The organism is Alteromonas sp. NFXS44, assembly GCF_040148705.1.
In the GTDB taxonomy this organism is placed as follows: Bacteria; Pseudomonadota; Gammaproteobacteria; order Enterobacterales; family Alteromonadaceae; genus Alteromonas.
Genome location: NZ_JAGDEA010000012.1, coordinates 796,683 through 815,980 on the forward strand (window position 1 = coordinate 796,683; position 19,298 = coordinate 815,980).

Annotated in this window: 13 protein-coding genes; 1 reads left to right on the top strand and 12 read right to left on the bottom strand. The window is 49.1% G+C overall.

All coding sequences use genetic code 11. The features are described 5' to 3' along the window. Positions 1 to 106 precede the first annotated feature (106 nt). The 6 genes from J3369_RS20520 to J3369_RS20545 all read right to left on the bottom strand — a co-directional run bounded on the left by J3369_RS20520 (position 107) and on the right by J3369_RS20545 (position 7,943). Positions 107 to 2,035 carry an RICIN domain-containing protein gene (locus J3369_RS20520; RefSeq protein WP_349590494.1) on the bottom strand — a complete coding sequence of 643 codons (1,929 nt, stop codon included), beginning with the start codon at positions 2,033 to 2,035 and terminating at the stop codon, positions 107 to 109. Positions 2,036 to 2,041: 6 nt separating this feature from the next. After that, positions 2,042 to 3,241, bottom strand: coding sequence for an aldose epimerase family protein (locus J3369_RS20525; protein WP_349590497.1), 1,200 nt, complete (start codon positions 3,239 to 3,241; stop codon positions 2,042 to 2,044). Between the two features lie 89 nt (positions 3,242 to 3,330). After that, positions 3,331 to 3,915 (bottom strand): beta-phosphoglucomutase family hydrolase, encoded by a 585-nt coding sequence (locus J3369_RS20530; RefSeq protein ID WP_349590500.1) that lies wholly within the window; start codon positions 3,913 to 3,915, stop codon positions 3,331 to 3,333. Between the two features lie 149 nt (positions 3,916 to 4,064). Beyond that, entirely contained in the window at positions 4,065 to 5,564 is a 1,500-nt protein-coding gene (gene araA, locus J3369_RS20535) for an L-arabinose isomerase (protein WP_349590503.1), read from the bottom strand. Between the two features lie 31 nt (positions 5,565 to 5,595). Beyond that, the gene (locus tag J3369_RS20540; RefSeq protein WP_119503033.1) at positions 5,596 to 6,288 is read right to left on the bottom strand and encodes an L-ribulose-5-phosphate 4-epimerase; all 693 of its coding nucleotides are present in this window, start codon (positions 6,286 to 6,288) and stop codon (positions 5,596 to 5,598) included. Further along, positions 6,285 to 7,943 (bottom strand): ribulokinase, encoded by a 1,659-nt coding sequence (locus J3369_RS20545; protein ID WP_349590506.1) that lies wholly within the window; start codon positions 7,941 to 7,943, stop codon positions 6,285 to 6,287. Before J3369_RS20545 ends, J3369_RS20540 begins: the two co-directional genes overlap by 4 nt. Positions 7,944 to 8,162: 219 nt before the next feature. Here J3369_RS20545 and tal point away from each other — a divergent pair, with 219 nt between their 5' ends. After that, the gene (gene tal, locus J3369_RS20550) at positions 8,163 to 9,116 is read left to right on the top strand and encodes a transaldolase (RefSeq protein ID WP_349590509.1); all 954 of its coding nucleotides are present in this window, start codon (positions 8,163 to 8,165) and stop codon (positions 9,114 to 9,116) included. A 121-nt stretch (positions 9,117 to 9,237) separates the two neighbouring features. Here tal and tkt read toward each other — a convergent pair whose 3' ends face one another. The 6 genes from tkt to J3369_RS20580 form a co-directional block, all read right to left on the bottom strand. Further along, entirely contained in the window at positions 9,238 to 11,229 is a 1,992-nt protein-coding gene (gene tkt / locus J3369_RS20555; protein WP_349590512.1) for a transketolase, read from the bottom strand. A gap of 115 nt (positions 11,230 to 11,344) precedes the next feature. Beyond that, complete coding sequence (locus J3369_RS20560) at positions 11,345 to 13,294, bottom strand: glycoside hydrolase family 97 protein (protein WP_349590514.1); 1,950 nt, start codon at positions 13,292 to 13,294, stop codon at positions 11,345 to 11,347. Positions 13,295 to 13,354: 60 nt separating this feature from the next. Next, positions 13,355 to 16,060, bottom strand: coding sequence for a TonB-dependent receptor (locus J3369_RS20565; RefSeq protein ID WP_349590517.1), 2,706 nt, complete (start codon positions 16,058 to 16,060; stop codon positions 13,355 to 13,357). A 358-nt stretch (positions 16,061 to 16,418) separates the two neighbouring features. Then, complete coding sequence (locus J3369_RS20570) at positions 16,419 to 17,294, bottom strand: DMT family transporter (protein WP_349590520.1); 876 nt, start codon at positions 17,292 to 17,294, stop codon at positions 16,419 to 16,421. A gap of 3 nt (positions 17,295 to 17,297) precedes the next feature. Further along, positions 17,298 to 17,768 carry a methylated-DNA--[protein]-cysteine S-methyltransferase gene (locus J3369_RS20575; RefSeq protein WP_349590523.1) on the bottom strand — a complete coding sequence of 157 codons (471 nt, stop codon included), beginning with the start codon at positions 17,766 to 17,768 and terminating at the stop codon, positions 17,298 to 17,300. Further along, positions 17,761 to 19,188, bottom strand: coding sequence for an Ada metal-binding domain-containing protein (locus J3369_RS20580; RefSeq protein ID WP_349590526.1), 1,428 nt, complete (start codon positions 19,186 to 19,188; stop codon positions 17,761 to 17,763). Before J3369_RS20580 ends, J3369_RS20575 begins: the two co-directional genes overlap by 8 nt. Between the last annotated feature and the right edge of the window lie 110 nt (positions 19,189 to 19,298).

A 19,298-nucleotide genomic window follows, 5' to 3' on the forward strand; every position in this document is an offset into this window, starting at 1 on the left:
CAGCCCGTTTTTTTTGCTCCTGTACGGTCATAAAAAAAGAGAAGGCACCGCCCTACAACCGGATACCTTTCTTCACCAAAAAACCTGCGACAATGCGTCTAAGGCGTTATTGCGGCTCCCGCAAATGAAACACCTGGCACTTTGTGCCTAAATCAGGTTGCTGGGCTATATTAGTTCCGTCAGCTAACCCGCAATCACTTACACCCATGGCTTGTTTGGTGTAGCGGTTGAATAACATCACACCACCGGCATCTGCAGGGCTGATACGCCACTGTGCTGTGGGCTCACCGCAACTCACCATAGACAAATTCGCACCGGGAACGACGGCATTGTCATCTGTACCAATGCACAGCGCATCGTTACCTGCCGTTTTTAAACTAACGTAACCGGTATCTGTGGGCACAAACTGCCAGAATTGCGCAGGTGTTTTATTGAAGCCCCGCTGCTCTACATTCGCACCATCCGACAGCGCATCATTGCGAACAGACAACGCTTTACCGCTTTGCTCGCTCAGGATCACCACGTCACCGGTGGGCCGGAGCTGCCATTGTGAACAGGCACTGTCTTCATTTTGTTGAAGTACCGCCTGATTTTCTGAAGCAGAACATCCAGCCACGGCAAGAGGCTTACCAGAGTAGCGGTTCTTCAAAGTTACATTGCCGTCGATACCGCTCTCTACTTTAAACTCCTGGCAGAAGTTATTTCGCCACGCAGCCGATTGCACCCGGGCATTCTCACTGGTACTGCAATTCGCCACTTCAAGAAATTTACTGTCTTCACGGTTGGCAAGGCGCACAAAGCCATCTGAAGTGGCATCCAGGATCCACTGTCCGTTAGTTGCTGCACACTGACGCTGCACCGCACGGTTGTCTTGCGGATCAGAAGAAATATCCAGACATAAATCGCTCGTTGCATTCACTAACTGATAGCGCTGTCCCTGTACTCTTGTTACTAACGGACCGTTTTCTCCGGAAGGAGGAGGCACAACGACTCCCGGGGTTAACGGTTCACCGAAATCAGGTAATCCGTCCTGTTGCCACTCAAATTTTTGCGCCCGCAAAGAGCGGGTTGCTGAGCAACCATGCTCCACGGAATCATTACCGTGATAAACCAGCCAGTCTTCCCCGCCATCCGGAGAGGTGAAAAAGCCATTGTGGCCGGGACCGAATACCTTATCTGTCCGCACAAATACCGGATCATCAAATTTCTTCCATGCTGCGGCATCCATCGGATCATCACCAACCAGCTCAAGCATACCCAGTTTGTAATCCGGGGTATTACAGAAGCTGGCAGAGTAAGTCATAAATGTACGACCATCGTGCTGCAGAATTTCAGCGCCTTCAGTTACCTTGCGTCCGCTGATTTCCCAGTCCAGTTCAGGCCGGGTAAGCACTGTGTGAGGCTGGTCAGCCTTGAGCGTCCACGGGTTTTCCATTTCAGCAATGATGTTCATTTGCTGATCACCGCGCCATTGCGAATAAATCACATACAATTTCCCTTTGTATTCAAGGTAATTGCCGTCGATATTCCACACATCGGGCATCAGCGCGCCTTTATACTGGTATGGTCCCATCGGATCATCGCCGGCACTTTCCAGCACGTTCAAATGCTGAAAGTCCAGCGTACCGTCTCTGCCTGCCGTGTACATCATGTACCAGCGATAGCCGTCTGGTCCTTTGAGACGGTGAAACTCAAAAGCCCAAAAGTTACAGCAGCGCTCAGACTCGGTAGCCGACCACACATTCACCGGCTTTGCATCGGCAAGACCAGCAAGTGTCGGTGACTTGCGCATTACTAATTCAGACGTCCAGGTTGTGGTAGTAAGGTAGTAATTACCATCCCAGTATTCCAACCACGGATCCGCACCATTTGGGAAAAGCGGATTTGTGAACGTACCACTTTTTCGAATATCACTGTTATCTGCAGTTTCACCGGTCGGCGTAGCCGGCGTCGATGAGCATGCAGTCATACCGAAAGCCACCAGCAATGACGCCGCCAGCGTTCTTAACTTCATAGATTTCATTGAGTCACTCATTCCCTTCTACTTCGTACCAAACTCATAAACAATGCGTGTGGAGTACACTTCACCCGGATTGAGTACAGTGCTGGCAAAGTCAGGTTGATTGGGTGAATCAGGATTATGCTGAGGCTCAAGACAGAAACCGGAACGCAGTGTATGGGTCATACCTTCCTGCTGAGTGCTGCCATCAAGGAAGTTACCTGAATAAAACTGCACTGCAGGTTCCACGGTGTAGACTTTTAACGTACGACCTGTTTGCGGCTCATAAACATTTGCTGCTTCGATTAACTCATCGCCCGGCGCGTCCTTAATCACAAAGTTATGATCGAAGCCCTGACCAAGAGCCAGCTGCTTGTCTTTAACGTTAATGTCTTTTCCAATCGCTTTCGGCTGTGTGAAATCAAACGGCGTTCCCTTTACAGATGCAACTTCACCGGTGGGGATCAGACCGCCGTCAACCGGCGTGTACCGGTCGCCGTTAATTTGCAGTTGGTGATCGAGAATGTCGCCTTTACCCTGCAAATTAAAATAAGAATGCTGAGTAAGGTTCACAATGGTGGGCTTATCTGTGGTCGCAGTGAACGCCATATCCAGCGTATTGCTGTTGGTCAGAGTGTAAGTCACCTGCGTATTTAATTTCCCGGGGTAACCCTGATCGCCATCCGGGCTGATAAGCGTCAGTACAACCCCGGCACTGTTTGCTGTGGCAAAGGGAGCCATCTGCCACACCTTCTTGTCAAAACCCTGTACGCCGCCATGCAGATGGTTATCACCATCGTTGGTTGCCAGCTGATATTCCGTGCCATTCAGAGTAAATTTTCCATCAGCAATACGGTTTCCGTAACGGCCGATAATGGCACCGAAGTAATAACCAGCAGATAAGTAGTCTTCGAGTGTATCGAAGCCCAGCACAATATTGCCGGACTGGCCGCTGTTATCTGGTGTGACTAAACGGGTAATGGTACCGCCGTAACTGATGACGTCAGCTTCAACGCCGTTGCTGTTCTTTAAGGTGACCTTATAAACCGGCGTGCTGTCTGGCATCGTACCGTACCAGGTTGTGGTAGCAGAAGGTAGATTGTTCACGTTGTCGACTTCCTGTGCCTGTGAAGGGCTGAGCACCAGACTGGTCATGAGCAACACGGCCACTTTCACGCTGGTTTTAAAACTGCCCTGAAAAAAAGAAGAAATAGTTTGATGTTGATATTCGGATACAGACATGACACACAGTTCCCTAACTAATTTTATACTTTTATATTACAAATAAGATAGGGAAAGCAAGGGGTGATTCTGAATCCGTTTAAAAAATGTTAAATCCGGACTTTGCCGTCTTTGACCAGGATACAGTCCATTCCCGCCCGTTGAGCGGCTTCCAGACCAATCTCAGTGTCTTCAAAAACAACGCACTTCTCAGGCGCAACACCCATTAACTCAGCGACTTTCAAAAACGTCTCCGGGTGCGGCTTACCATGTGTCACGTCTGTTGCTGTAACCAGTGCGTCTAATTTATCTAACAGACCATGATGGTCTAACAGATGCAACGCGTGATTTCTCTCTGAGCCGGTGCCAATGCCGACCTTCATATCCGGCAGGTAGTGGTGAAAGATATCGACCGTTTCTGCAATGAGTTCCGGCATTAAATCCATAGCTTCCCACACGTTACGTTTGTGCAAAGCAACTGTATCAGGACTGTGTGTAAGCCCGTGTTTTTCATTCAGGATCTCTACCGTTTTACGCGTCGGCACACCGCCCAACCCGTGCATGTATTGTAAATCGAAAGGAATACCAAACTCTTCACAGGTCAGTCGCCAGGCTTCCATGTGAGCACCCATAGAATCGATTAGTGTGCCATCCATATCAAACACGATGCCTTCGTAGGCACTTAAATCCACCATTTCAAATCCTCAGTTAGTACGCTGTCAGACCCGGACACAGGAAAAAGAAACTGACGCACAGGGCGTCAGTTTCGATAAGGGAGACGGCTCCACCAGCATCATACCAGGGCACGGTATATAATGCAGTATCGCCGCCTTGGAGCTTTTACTTAAATGCCTTGTTTAAGCATGTAGTATGCAGCATTTGAGCGTAATTCAGACTTAAACGAGCGAATTGTTGTGTCAGCGTCGATGACCACAGTCTCTACACCAGCCATTTCTGCATAATCAATGATCATGTCTGTCGTCACAGCCTGGCTATAGGCTGTATGGTGCGCACCACCTGCATGGATCCATGCAGCTGCAGCTACTGACAGGTTAGGTTTGGGCTCCCACAGTGCTGAAGCAACTGGCAAGTGAGGCGTTTCTGCAGGTTGTTTAACCGTATCCACTTCATTAATCAGAATGCGGAACCTGTTACCCATATCAATCGGAGATACGTTGATCGCCGGCCCTTGTTTTGCTTCAAATAACAAGCGGCCAACGTCACATTTAACACCAATAGTGTGGCGATGGACTTCCAGGCGGGGCTTCGCTGCAGCGATTGACGGACAAACCTCCAGCATATGTGCACCTAAGGCCTGATCTTTTGCACCAAAATTATAGGTATAGTCTTCCATGAACGAGCAACCACCTTCACGGCCTTGTCCCATTACCTTCATAATGCGAACCATCGCAGAGGTTTTCCAGTCACCTTCGCCACCATAGCCATATCCGTTAGCCATCAAACGCTGTGTCGCCAGTCCCGGCAAGCCGGTTAAACCGGACAAGTTTTCAAAGCAGTTAGTAAAGGCTTTGTAGTTACCGCCATCCAGAAAACGCTGCATACCTAATTCCAGGCGGGCTTCGTTTTTCAGCATGTCAACGTTATAGCTTTCTTTCCACGTGGCGTCGGAAATTACGTAGTCCTGATGATATAAATCTAACTGTGAGGCAATATCTGCATCAGATACAGCGTTAACAACATCAGACAACTCACCTAATCCGTGAGCGTGCACTTCATAGCCAAACTGAATCTGTGCCGCTACTTTATCGCCCTCAGTTACCGCAACCTGACGCATGTTGTCACCGAAGCGGGCAACTTTAAGACTCTTACTTTCAGCCCAGCCCAGCGCCGCACGACACCAGTCATCAATCTGATCCTGTACTTCCGGGCGCTGCCAGTGTCCAACTACCACCTTACGGTCTTTGCGCATGCGGGTGCCGATGAAGCCAAATTCGCGGTCACCGTGTGCACTCTGGTGCGTATTCATGTAGTTCATATTAATGTCGTCCCATGGCAGGGCGGCATTAAACTGGGTGTGTAAGTGCAACCACGGCTTTCTTAATTCACTTAAACCGGCGATCCACATTTTGGCCGGAGAAAACGTATGCATCCACAAAACCAAACCAACACAGTCAGCACTCGCATTTGCCTGCTGGCACACCGCGTGAATTTCATCCGGTGATTTTACGGTTGGTTTGAATACCATTTTAACAGGCAGCTTGCCGCTCTCATTCAAACCGGCAACAATGGCCTGGCTGTTTGCTGCAACATTTTCCAGTACTTTCGGGCCATACAGGTCCTGAGAACCTGTGACAAACCAAACTTCTTTCGTCTTCGTCGTCATTTTTAAATCCTCTCTATCGTCACGGTGCTTATCAGCTTTGGCCGTAATAGGCATTTTTGCCGTGTTTGCGTAAATAATGTTTGTCCATAACCGCCCGTTTTAACGGCGCTGCATTTTGATCCAGCGTGCGCGTTAAATAAGCCATTCTGGCAATCTCTTCGAGTAATGCGGCGTGATACACCGACTGAGCAGCACTTTTTCCCCAAGTAAAGGGGGCGTGACCAGCGACAATCACCATGGGTGCTTCAGCGGGATCTCTGTCTGCATAGGCATCGGTAATCTGCACGCCGGTTTCTTCTTCGTAGTCACCGTTTACCTGCTCATCCGTGAGTTCACGGGTGCAGGTAATATCGCCATATACATAATCAGCGTGGGTAGTACCCAGGCACGGAATGCTCTGTTTAGCCTGAGCCCACGCAGTGGCATAGGTGCTGTGGGTATGAGTAACACCACCAATGCTGTCAAAAGCACGGTATAAATGCGTATGGGTTTTGGTGTCAGATGAAGGCCGCATCGTGCCCTCAACAATGTTGTTTTCCAAATCAACCACAACGATGTCTTCAGGCTTCATATCTTCATAAGCCACACCGCTGGGTTTAATTGCTACAACCCCTTTATCGCGGTCGATTTGTGACACATTACCGAATGTATAAATCACAAGATTACGGCGTTGAAGCTCCATATTGGCTTCAAACACTTCACGTTTCAGTTCCTTGTAACTCATGGATTTCCTCCGTCTACATAGGCACCCAGGGTTTGATATTTCCGGTACAGTTCATCGTAAATTCCTGCACGCTCCGGATTGGGTAAGTACTGTTTGCACACAGGTGACGCCATCACCACCTGCGCAGCTTCCACTGTTTCGTAAGCACCAGCGGCAACAGCAGCCATAATGGCAGCGCCAAGGGCACAGCTTTGCTCACTTTCCAGCACGTCAATCGGGCAATTCCAAACGTCTGCACAGGTTTGCATTACGTAGTCTGATTTTTTCGAGATACCGCCGATAACAACAACGGATTCAATGGGCACACCCTCGTTGCGGAAACGTTCGGTGATGGCGCGCGCGCCGAATGCTGTGGCTTCTACCAGCGCTTTGAATAATTGCGGAGCGTCGGTACCCATCTTGATACCGGTAATGGCCATAGACACGCTTTGATCTGCATCGGGAGTACGGCGACCATTCACCCAATCTAATGCAGTCACGTCTGTGGCTTTCACTGGCAGTTGTGCAGCAGCCGAAGAAAGACGTATCAGCGCACTGTCTTCAATACGTTTAACCAGATCAATCTGTCCGGAGTCAGTCAGCTCAGAGAGCAACTGTCGTGTTGGCCAGAGCACGACGTTTTTAAACCATGCATAAAGATCACCGAAAGCAGACTGACCGGCTTCCAGGCCAATCATGTCCGGAATCACTGAGCCATCTACCTGACCGCAAATGCCTTTTACACAGGTGTCGCCCAGGTGTGCTTTTGATGTCACCGTGATATCGCACGTAGACGTTCCCATGACTTTGGTCAGAACGCCCTGCCGCACATTGGCTGCAACCGCCCCCATGTGGCAGTCAAATGCGCCATAGCCCACAGCAATACCGCCCGGCAGGCCTAGCTTATCTGCCCATTCTGCAGTCAGCTGTCCGGCCACCTGGTCGCTGACTCGGGTAGCGGGGTTGATATTGTTCACCATGCCATCCAGCAACGGATCGATACCGGTAAAAAATGCATTCGGCGGAAAACCATCCCACGCTTCGTTCCACATCATCTTATGACCGGTTGCACAGCGTCCCAGCGTTAGCTTGTCGGGATGCGTTGTGCCGCACATTAAAGCCGTCATCCAGTCGCAATGTTCAACCCATGCGTAAGTTGCTTCTTTCACGGCCAGATCTTGTCTGAAAATATGCAGTGCTTTCGCCCAGTACCACTCCGACGAATAAATGCCACCCATGTGAGACAAATAGTTCACATCGTTATTGTTCGCTGCCTCAGTAATTTCTTTGGCTTCCTTGATTGCTGTGTGGTCTTTCCACAGCACGAACATGGCATTCGGGTTTTCTTTGAATGAGTCAGTCAGTGCCAGAGGCACGCCCTGCTCATTTATCGCAACGGGCGTTGAGCCTGTCGTGTCGAAACTCATGCCAATGACTTTGTCAGCTGTACCGGCAGGCACCTGTTCCCATAAACCGCGTACAACCGCGATCAGACTATCGATGTAGTCCTGAGGATGCTGACGATATTGGTCTCTGGAGGGTTCGCAATAACGCCCTTCAGCCCAACGTGGATAATTGATTAGATGACTGGCTAATTCGGCGCCGGTTGTCACATCAACAAGTAATGCGCGAACCGAGTCAGAGCCGTAATCCAGTCCCAACGTATAGCGAGACATAATTACCTTTCAATGATTGTTAACAACGATAGTCATTGCATTTATTTGTATGATAATATCAACAATGTCGGGTTGTAAAGGTAATATAAAAATAATATTAACAGGCCGGTTTAGCTCTCACCTGCTTATAAAGGCTAAATTTCGTACAAAAAGAGGAATTACGGGAGCGAAGGGCAGAAATTTCAGATTCATTTATCATTTAATATGTTAAGGAAGGTCATGACAAGTCAGTTAGAACAACTTAAAACGATGACAACAGTAGTTGCCGATACCGGAGATTTTGAGGCGCTGAAGAAATATCAGCCTCAGGATGCGACAACCAACCCGTCTCTGTTACTCAAAGCCATGAAGCTGGAAAAATACCGTTCTCTGGGATTAGAAGCCATTGAATGGGCAAAGCAACAGAATACGACTGGTGATATGGTTAAAATCGCAGCCGATAAACTGGCTGTTCTGATAGGCGAAAAGCTGTTATCTCAGGTACCGGGCCTGGTATCGACAGAGGTAGATGCACGCTTGTCTTTCAACACCATGGAAACTGTTGAAAAAGCGAAAACACTCATTAGCCTGTATGAAGAACAGGGCGTAGATACATCCCGCATACTGATAAAAATTGCAGCCACCTGGGAAGGCATTCAGGCTGCACGGATTCTGGAATCACAAGGCATTCATTGCAATCTTACTCTTGTGTTCAGTTTCGCTCAGGCCAGAGCTTGTGCTGAAGCTTCCTCCTATTTAATTTCACCTTTCGTCGGGCGTATTCTTGACTGGTACAAAGCAAATCATCCTGAAGGTGATTTTGAAAAAGAAAGAGATCCCGGTGTGAAGTCTGTAAAAGCCATTTACGACTATTTTAAAAGCCATGGATTCAGCACTATTGTTATGGGTGCCAGCTTCAGAAACATTGATGAAATCACCGCTCTCGCCGGTTGCGACAGACTGACAATAAGTCCCGCCCTTCTTGACGAGCTGGCCGGCGTAGACACGCCTCTTGTACGTCAACTATCGCCTGCTACAAATGTAGTGCCTCAAGACAAGGCGCTGACAGAACACGATTTTCGCTGGCAAATGAATGAAGACAGAATGGCAAGTGAAAAACTAAGTGAAGGTATTCGTCAGTTCGCCCTGGACCAGGAAGAACTTGAGTCTTTGCTCAGTCACCTCGCAAATTAGAAGTAGTTACCCTTTCTGCAGACATGCAGAACCCAACCTTTAGCCCTTTTTTAAGGGCTTTTTTTATGTAAAAAAAGCGCCCTCAGGTTTCCCTGAAGACGCTTTACCGGATAGAAATAATTTAAACTAGTAACGCTTTCGCTTTCTCAGCGATATTTTCAGCAGTAAAGCCGAAGTGCTTTAACAACACACCACCTGGTGCAGACTCACCAAAGGTAGTCATACCAACTACATCTCCTGTGTGCCCCACATATTTGTACCAGTAATCTGCATGAGCAGCTTCCACAGCCAGTTTAGGTACAGACGCCGGTAATACAGCTTCACGGTAAGCTTTATCCTGTGCATCAAAGTACGATGTGGACGGCATAGACACCACGCGTGCTGACAGACCTTCACTTTCTAATGCTGCGGCCGCTTCCATAGTGACACCCACTTCAGAACCTGTGGCGATCAGTATAATTTGAGGATCGGCAGCATCTTTCAGAACATAACCGCCTTTGGCGATGTCACCAATTTGCGCTTCGTTCCGTGGCATAGCTGTAGTGCCCTGACGGGAGAACACAAGCGCAGAAGGGCCGTTCTTTTTCAATGCCTGACGCCATGCTTCAGCGGTCTCTGTGGCATCACACGGACGCCAGGTAGACAAGTTCGGTGTCATCCGTAAGTTTGCCATCTGTTCAACAGGCTGGTGAGTCGGACCATCTTCTCCCTGGCCGATAGAATCGTGGGTGTACACAAAGATGTCTTTTGCATTCATCAATGACGCCATGCGTACGGCGTTTCGCGCATACTCCATAAACATCAGGAACGTCGCACCGTAAGGCACGAAACCGCCATGCAGTGCAATACCATTCATAATTGCACTCATGCCGAATTCCCGCACACCATAATAGATGTAGTTACCGGCAGGATCATCCTGCAAGCCTTTTGCATCGGGCCATAAGGTTAAATTCGAACCCGCCAGATCGGCTGAACCACCAAGTAACTCCGGTAATTGCCCGGCGAAAAAGCCTATAGCATTTTGTGACGCTTTACGTGTAGCAATTCCTTCCGATGCTTCCTGGCATGACATCACAAACTCATCAGCATGCTTATCAAAATCAGCAGGCAGAGATTTTTCGATGACACGACGTGTAAACTCTTTCCCTTCCTCAGGGTACGCTTCACAGTAACGGGCAAACAATGATTGCCACGCCTCTTCTTTTTGAGCGCCCAAGGCTTTTGCGTCCCACTCCTGATAAACCGGATCAGGGATTTCAAACAGTGCGTGTTCCCACTTCAGGAAAGCCCGCATTTGCGCTATTTCGTCATCTCCTAAAGGGGCGCCGTGACAATCATGGCTGCCAGACTTGTTAGGCGAGCCGAAACCAATCACGGTTTTACAGCATATAAGCGTCGGCTTTGTAGTTTCGCTTTGAGCCTGTTCGATGGCCGCGCTGATAGCGGCGGCATCATGACCATCAACATTAGCAATAACATGCCAGCCATAGGCTTCAAAACGCTTCACCGTATCATCGGTAAACCAGCCTTCCACATGACCATCAATGGAAATGCCGTTATCGTCGTAAAATGCAATGAGCTTCCCGAGCGCTAATGTACCTGCCAGCGAGCAGGCCTCGTGAGAAATCCCTTCCATCAGACAGCCGTCACCCAGGAAGCAATAGGTATAATGACTCACAAGGTCATATTCAGGCTTGTTAAATTGCGCAGCAAGGGTCTTCTCAGCGATTGCCATGCCTACGGCATTAGCAATACCGGCTCCTAACGGACCCGTTGTTGTTTCCACGCCCGGCGTATAGCCGAATTCCGGGTGACCCGGTGTTTTTGAATGCAACTGACGGAATTGCTTCAGCTCTTCCATAGGCAAATCGTAGCCGCTTAAGTGCAATAACGCGTATTGCAGCATGGAACCATGGCCATTCGATAATACAAACCGGTCACGGTTCGCCCATTCAGGATTGGCAGGGTTATGATTGTAAAATTGCTGCCAGAGCACAGTGGCAATGTCTGCCATGCCCATAGGCGCGCCGGGGTGTCCTGATTTTGCTTTTTGAACTGCGTCTACAGTCAGTGCACGAATGGCATTGGCTGAAGGGGTACCGGTAAAGGTCATATTTCTCTTCACTTTGTTACTATTATATTATAATTAATATGACAAAGTTAATGCGTAAATACAACCTTTAAAAAGCGTAAAAAGACTTAACAGCGCATCTGTTAAGCCTCTTTATTCAGTGCTGATAAATGATTAGCGCACCGCCTTCTGCATTCAACTCCAGACTGATTTTTGCGGAGGCGGGGATCTCTGTTTTACGCAGCCCTGCACGGTTGTCAGGTTTATCGTAAATAACCTGCACCGGCTTTCCTTTAAGCATAGGTAGTGAAACTTCCAGCTTTTTCGCTTCCGGCTCTCCATTTACAACAGCGACATACCAATTATCTTTATGGCGTCTGGCCAGGACTGCATGTTTACCGGGTTCACCGGAGACAAACTTTGTCTCATCCCACACTGAAGGCATGCTTTTTAACGCATCAATGACAAAGTCAGGTTGTTCCTCAAGGTTATCGGGCGTGACCCCGAAATGCTGAACCGGAGAGAAATACAGAACACCCGTTGCCAGTTCAAAAGCATCGGTGGTTGAACGTATCGTGCCGTTTCGTTGATCTCTGGAGAGACGCTTATTAAAGAACACAGGTGCAAAATCCATCGCCGCGACCGGATTCCGGGTAAATGGCAAAATGGTGGCATTGTAGGCGTGTTGATCCAGTGAGGTTTGATGGAACACCAGGTTTTCCGATGCCAGTACCGCTTCCGATGTCACGAAGTTCGGATACATCCGCTCCCAACCACGGGGCAACGTACTGCCATGCACCGTAATGGTCAGCCCGTAATCATTCGCATCAGTAATGATATCCTCGTACAGCTTGATGGTTTCCTGCTTGTCACCACCAAAGAAATCAACCTTCAACCCTTTTACGCCGATGGATTGCAGCCATTGCATTTCCTCTCTGCGGACAGGCGCTGTGTTCATTCTGTTTTGCGGTGTTTGGGGTGCATCATTCCACCAGCCATTGGAGTTGTACCACAGCAGAACACCCACGTTTTTCTTTGCTGCATACTTCACCAGACTTTCCATACGGTCCCGTCCGATACGCTGATCCCACCAGTTATCAATGAGTACGTATTCAAACTGAAGTGACGAGGCAAGGTCGATAAAGGCTAACTGATCGTCATAGTTGATGCTGTCGTCCTGCCAGACTATCCAGCTCCACGTTGCTCTGCCCATTTCATATGACACCGACGGCTCGTAGTAAGGCGCGACTAAATCAAAGGACGCGGTGGTCTCGACAATAGGGGCCAGGGTGTCACCCAGGGTAATCGTTCTCCAGGGCGTTTGGGCCGGCATTGCCATCGCGGCATAAGTCCCGCCGATACCAGCGTTTTCACCCTCCTGAGGAAAGGCAAGGGGATACACACCCTGCTTGTTACCTTCACCCAGTTTAGCGCCCACATACCGGCTATCAACGCCAGTTTCTGATATTAATATCCAACCTTTATCTGCGTTTTTAAACAAAGCAGGAAAGGTAAACCCCACGCCGTTGGCAGAGGGTGTGCCAACAGGTTCATCGAAGGTGTAAGGTTCTTCATAACTTGGCTTGGTTTGCATCCAGCCAGTTTCCGGCAATGCCTGCGGCGTAATAAACGTGGTGGCATCATCAGGCAAATTGAACGTAGTGGCTTCGCTTAATACTTTCACCCGTGTGACATCTTCCGGCCCGGATAAACGATACCTGAAAGCTACATCGCGATTTGATACACGGTATTCCACATCCAGCGCGAGATCATGCTGAGCAGTAAACCGCACCGTCATGCCATTTGCCACATAATGCACATCACTTACTTTTGCATTGTGCATCGTATATTGCTCATCATACTTCGCGGTTTCATGACTAAGATAAGTCAGACCCTTTGAGATATCTCCCAGTGAGGTTTTCAATCCCAGTTCTGATGTCTCAAGAAAAGGCTTCCCCTGATAAGAAACAGAATAAACAGGCTTGTTATCTTTACTGTCTACCGTAACCGATATCCGGCCATCGGGACTTTTCAACGTGACCGGCAGCGCAGCCAGCGCATTTACCGAAAAACATGTCAGTAATATCCCTGCGTAATGTTTGTTCATTATATTCCTCAAGAATGGCAAAGGGGCTTGCGCCCCTGAAAACTTTAAAATTGCTGTTGACTAGAAAGATGCTGTTATACCCATCGTGTATCGGGGACCAGTTTCTTCGAGTAATAAAATCTGATTGGAATAACGGCCTTCTTTTCGCGTCATTTCATCTGTTACATTTATCCCTTCGAGAAATATCTGCATATCTTCGGTCAGGTTGTAGCTTAATCTGATATCTACCTGGTCATACTCAGCGACATAAGTGGGTTCTCCCCCGAAGCCCCGGGCAGATTGTAGAAAGCGATCGCGACGATTCCAGGCAACCCGTGCCTGATAAGGTCCTTTATCGTAGAAAAGAATAAAGTTATAGGTGTCACCCAGACCAACAAGGGCAAATGTCTGCGTTGTGTCATTGACGTCCAACTCGGCATTACTGTCAACGAGGGTCGCATTCGCAGTAACACCGAAGCCACTCCAGAAGCCTGGCAAGGTATCGAAGGTATATTGCGCGCCCAGCTCGAGGCCATCTACACTCGCCTCTTCAAGGTTATCCACAAGACTCACCTCAAAGACGGGATCGCCTTCAAACAGATTCTGCGAATCAACGATGGAGAAAGGCCTGTTCTCGACAGTACTCACTAAAAAGTTCTGAACGTCCTTTTTAAAATAGCCAGCAGTGAGGTATCCACTTTCGCTGAAATACCACTCTAAAGAAAGGTCAAAGTTATCCGCTACAAATGGCTTCAAATCCGGGTTACCACTGGAGGCTGATAAGTTTCCGGGCCGTGTTGAGCCAATTACCGTTCTTGGCGACAGTGAGCCAAGAGGAGGTCTTGTCAGTGTTTTTGAATAAGCAACCCGGCCAACCAGTTCGTCAGTAAAATTCAGCCTGAGATTAGTACTTGGCAAAAAGTAGTTGTACTTGTTAGTTTGAGAAACTTCCTCTTCGCCGGAAAGTACTGGCGTATAGAGATCTGCTGCGGCAAATACTAAATCCTCCAGTAGTTGAGAAACGCCGATAGCTGTAGTTTCTGTATGCACATACCTCGCACCGGCATTCCAAACCCAGGGCAATCCTCCCCATTCACCTTCAAATGCCAGATTCGTATAAGCTGACATGATTTCCTCCTCCACTTTCGAGGACGTGGGGCGTACTCCCAGTGCAAAACCATTACTCTCAGCAAATAGACTTGCGGTTGTACCTGGCGCTAAACCGTACGCCTCATCTCTGGCCGCCATGGCTTCGTCAGACTCCAGGTAGTCAATCATTTCATCAATATCGAACGATGCCCAACTGGAAGGTAAGTTACCTACGCCACTTAAAAAATCACTGTCTATACTTGTGACCGAAAGCAAAGAGTCAGGCACATCAACCAGAAAACCACAATAAGCACAAAGCACGTTATCCTGAGAGAGTCTTACGGTCAGTGACTGATCTTGTCTGGAGTATTGTGCACCGAATGACACTTCAATCAGGTGCTCAAAATCTGGCGTCCACTTTGCGTCGATACGCTGCTGGAATATTTCATCTTCGAAGTCCTGACCACCACCAAAAACCCCGCCCCCTGTACCTCTGAGCGTGAAGTGAGCCCTTGCAAGACTGGGGTCAGTTAACTGTGCATCCGTGATACCGCTAACAGTGGGGTAGCCATTTTCATCGTAGGACACGGTACTAAAATTTTCGTCCAGGATGCCAATACCCGCAACAACCACGTCCGTATTCTCAGCTCCGCCTGAGTCCGCCTTAGACCATGATGTGTCGAACTCAATATTCAAATTTTCGTGCGCCCACCATGAGGCATTAAACCCTAACGCATAAAGATTAGTAGGTCGGTGTAAGGTTGCTTCTGTGGTGTCCGCATTACGATTCTCTGTAACACTTGTTGCCACATTATTTTCATCGAATGTAGCATCAGAGATTAATGTTGGCGTGAAATACACCCCCACATTACTTGTTTCAGACCGCACTTCGAAATCGCTGTACATACCGTCCAGTGTAAATTCAAGATCGTCAGAAGGGCGATATTGAAAGGTTGTACTGAACGTCGTACGTTCCCGCTTCTCCTGTATAGGACTGATGTTAAGGTTCTGGGGAAAGAAAAACTCTTCATCCGCTGAATACCCTTGAGATGCTAAGTCACTGGCAATATTGGTCATATCATCGCGATTGAGAACGAGATAGCCATCAGTCAAAATCCGGTTAATGCTATTTTTTCTCTGTTGATGGGTAAGTGAAAAAAGTACGCCAAACGTGTCATCGAGAAAAGTATCACTGACCATGCCAAAAAATTGCGGGCTCGTTTTACCGGATAATTCCTCATACTGGGCTTTTACCGACGTAACAGCTTTAAAGCCATCGTATGAAAGCGGGCGGGGTGTTCGCATTACTACCGTTGAGCCAATTCCCCCTTCGTCCAGATGAACAGGTTGAGACTTATAAACTTCGACTCCGGAAACCAACTCTGCGGGCAGCACATCAAAATTAAAGGACCTTGCACCGGTATCAGAAGCCAGTCTGCGATCATTCAGCAAAACTGTATTGAATTCCGGCCCGAAACCTCTGACTGTGATCGACTGACCTTCACCACCACTTCTGTCGATAGCGACCCCTGAAATGCGTTGTAGGGATTCGGCAAGATTGGTATCAGGAAACTGACCAATATCTTCCGAAGAAATCGCATCTACAATCTGGTTAGCATTGCGCTTCAGCGATACAGATCGTTGCAAGCTCCCGCGAATACCGCTGACCTCAATCACCTCTACTTCAATGTCATTCACGGATTGCGAATAAACCTGAAATGAAGCTAGACCAAGTGCAACAGATAAACACGACAGAGGAAAAATTCTTTTTACTGCATGTCTCCGTTTAGAAAATTTTGAATGCATGACGTTTCTGTCCTGGTTGAAAATATCGTTCCATGACTCAACAACAGAATTAATGTCTAAAGCACTGCGTCACCGAGCCTTCAAGAGAAAATCCATAACATCCGGCTATGTAAACTGATTTACCGGAAATACAATAATATTGTATTACAATTTACATTAGGCGAAAGTATATAACGAAGTCAAAACATTTATTTTACACATGCAGGTTCAGAGTAAAGATGCGCATCCGTTAGCTACGTGACAGAAAGTATCACCCGGCTTTCCTTAATCGCGCCAAAACGCCGGTAGTCAACGCCACCCCGAAGAGTATAAGCACACCACCTGTCATGGTTTGCAGGGACAGGGTTTCGTTGAGGAATAATATTCCCCAGATGATGCCGAATAAAGGGACCAGATAGCCGACAGATATGGCTTTGGCCGGACCGGCACTGGCGATGAGATGGAAATACAGCAGGTACGCGATGCCGGTACCGCCTGCTGCCAGTGCCAGCGCATTCACCCAGGCAATGGCAGATGGCATGGCTTCGGGCAGAGTTGCCAGGGAAAACGGAAGCAGGAAGAGGGATGCCCATATCTGACTGCCGGTAGCAACGACCAGGGGACGCACACCGCTTAACCATTTTTTCATGGCGCAGGCTGCCACACCATAGCAGGCAGTAGCGGAACAGGCGGCCAGAATTGGCACAATACTTACGTCACCGCTGCCGGTTTTATGTGCGCTCAATACCACCACGCCGGTAAATCCGGTGAGCAGTCCGGCCAGAGAAGACAGGCGCAATTTATCTCCCAGCCACAGCAGTGCCACCAGAGCACCGAACATGGGCGCTGTGGCATTCAAAATGGCATTGATTCCGGCTTCCAGATACAGGCTGCTATAGTTGAACAGCACGAAGGGTATTGCCGTATTGGTTAAACCGATAAAAGCAATTTTCCAGCCGTGAGCCCGGATATCCCGCCATCCTCCTGCGGCCAGCAAAAACGGTAACATGATCAGCGTTGCCATGACGGTTCTGACTTCCACCAGCGCAAATACACCAAACTCAGGTGCAGCCACCCGCATAAAGATAAATGAACCACCCCAAATCGCCCCCAGTATTACCAGGGCGAACGTACCTCTGGCTGACATGCGTTACAGCGCTCCTTCTAAAGCTAATAGTTGTTGTTTTCTGTTCAGTCCGCCGGCATAGCCGGTAAGTTTACCGTTAGCACCTATCACACGATGGCAGGGCACAACGATGGCCAGCGGGTTTTTGCCATTGGCCAGCCCCACAGCTCTCACACCCTTGGGATTTCCAATTGCTCTGGCAATATCTCCGTAGCTGCAGGTTTTGCCATAGGGGATGGTGAGTAAAGCTTGCCAGACCTGTTGCTGAAAGGCGGTACCGGCTGCGGCAAGGGGTAATTCAAAGGTTGTCCGTTTGCCGGCAAAGTATTCCTGTAACTGGGCACAAGCCTGCGATGTCATTGCAGACGGTGTTTCTGCGATGTCGTCAGACTCTGTAAAGCGGATAGCGGTAATCCCCTTTTCGCTGGCTGTAACCTCTACCAGTCCGCAAGGGCTGTTTGTTGTTTCGTTATACATGCGGGTTTCATTATGCATCCGGTTTTTCCTGTTTTAGCTGATCTGCCATGTGCCAAAGTTGTAACGTCAGGTAACTGCGCCAGGGTGCGGCTTTTTGCGGTTCGGGATTGAGCTTGTCTGCCACCTTACGGACAATCAGATCACCGCTCAGATACCGGTCGGGATCACTCACGCCCCGCATCATCAAATAGTCAATGGTCCAGGGACCAATCCCTTTCAATGTCAGCAAGGTACTTTCCTTGTCACCCTGAGCGCCGGTTAAACGGTCATCCTGAGCGTAAAAGCCGGCCAGGTTTCGCAGCGCCTGCTTTCTGGCACCGGGCATCCGCAAAAAAGCAAGATCACTACCGGCTACCGCTTGCGGTAAAGGAAAAGCACTGCCTTCTCCGGCAGCCTCTCCAAGCTCGTTCACCAGTAGCGCCACGTTGTTGACTGCCGCTTTAACTGATACCTGCTGCCCCAGAACTGCACGGCAACCGGCTTCGAACTCACTCCATACGCCGGGCAGGCGTAATCCCTGCACAATGTCGCCTGGCGGGATCCCGGCCGCTGTCAGCGCCTGATTAATCAGGTGAGGATCGGCATGTAAATCCAGTACACGGCTGAGATTATCCAGAACGGCTCTGGCTCCCTGCAGAAAATCAGTGACCAGCGTAACAGCAAAGGCAGAGTGCTGCGGCTGATGCTCTGCCACCACAGTTCCTTTACCATGAGGGCCGCTGAATACTCGCCGGTAAGTATTATCAGTCACCGATTCCGTACCGGCTATGGCACGGCCAGAAAGAAAATGCTGAACATGCTCCCAGTTGTAAGGCGGACGGTAATACAACATAACCTTGATTACCGGCGTGACATCCGGGCCTGACGCTTTGCTTCCCCGTATCTGGCCGGGTGACATAGACCAGGTTTGTTTCATAGCAGCCTGCAAGCGTCTGGCAGAACCAAAACCGGCGGCAGCGGCAACAGACTCCACAGACATATCAGACTGCTGTAACAGCCGTTTAGCGAACAGTAGTTGCTGATATTTCTGCCACTGTGCCGGTGGCATGCCAAGCCGTGAACTGATGAGTTTGCGCAGGTAACGTTCTGAAATACCCAGCCGTTCAGCAATTGTCGTTACCGGTTGCGGGGGAATGGCACTCAGCAGGGTTTCTGCACGTTTTACGGTCGTATTCACACCATTCCATGCACCCGATAACGGCGCACTGTCGGGGCGGCAGCGTAAACAGGGGCGGAATCCGGCGTGCATTGCCTGTGCGGCGTGGTAATAGTAATCCACATTTTCTTCTTTAGGCAGCCGCGCGGGACATACCGGGCGGCAGAAAATACCGGTGGATTTCACCGCCACAAAAAACTGGCCGTCAAAGCGGCTGTCCCGTGACAGGCGGGCCTGACGGAAACGTTCAGTATCTTCGGGTTGTATTGGTGTGGCGGTCAAAGCCGGTGTTCCTGCCATTATCTTCAATAGCAGGCAGTGTATAGTATTTTCATCATCCGGGTGCGACGAAACCGGCACTCACTGAAAAACGGTGTGGCGCCGGGTTTACA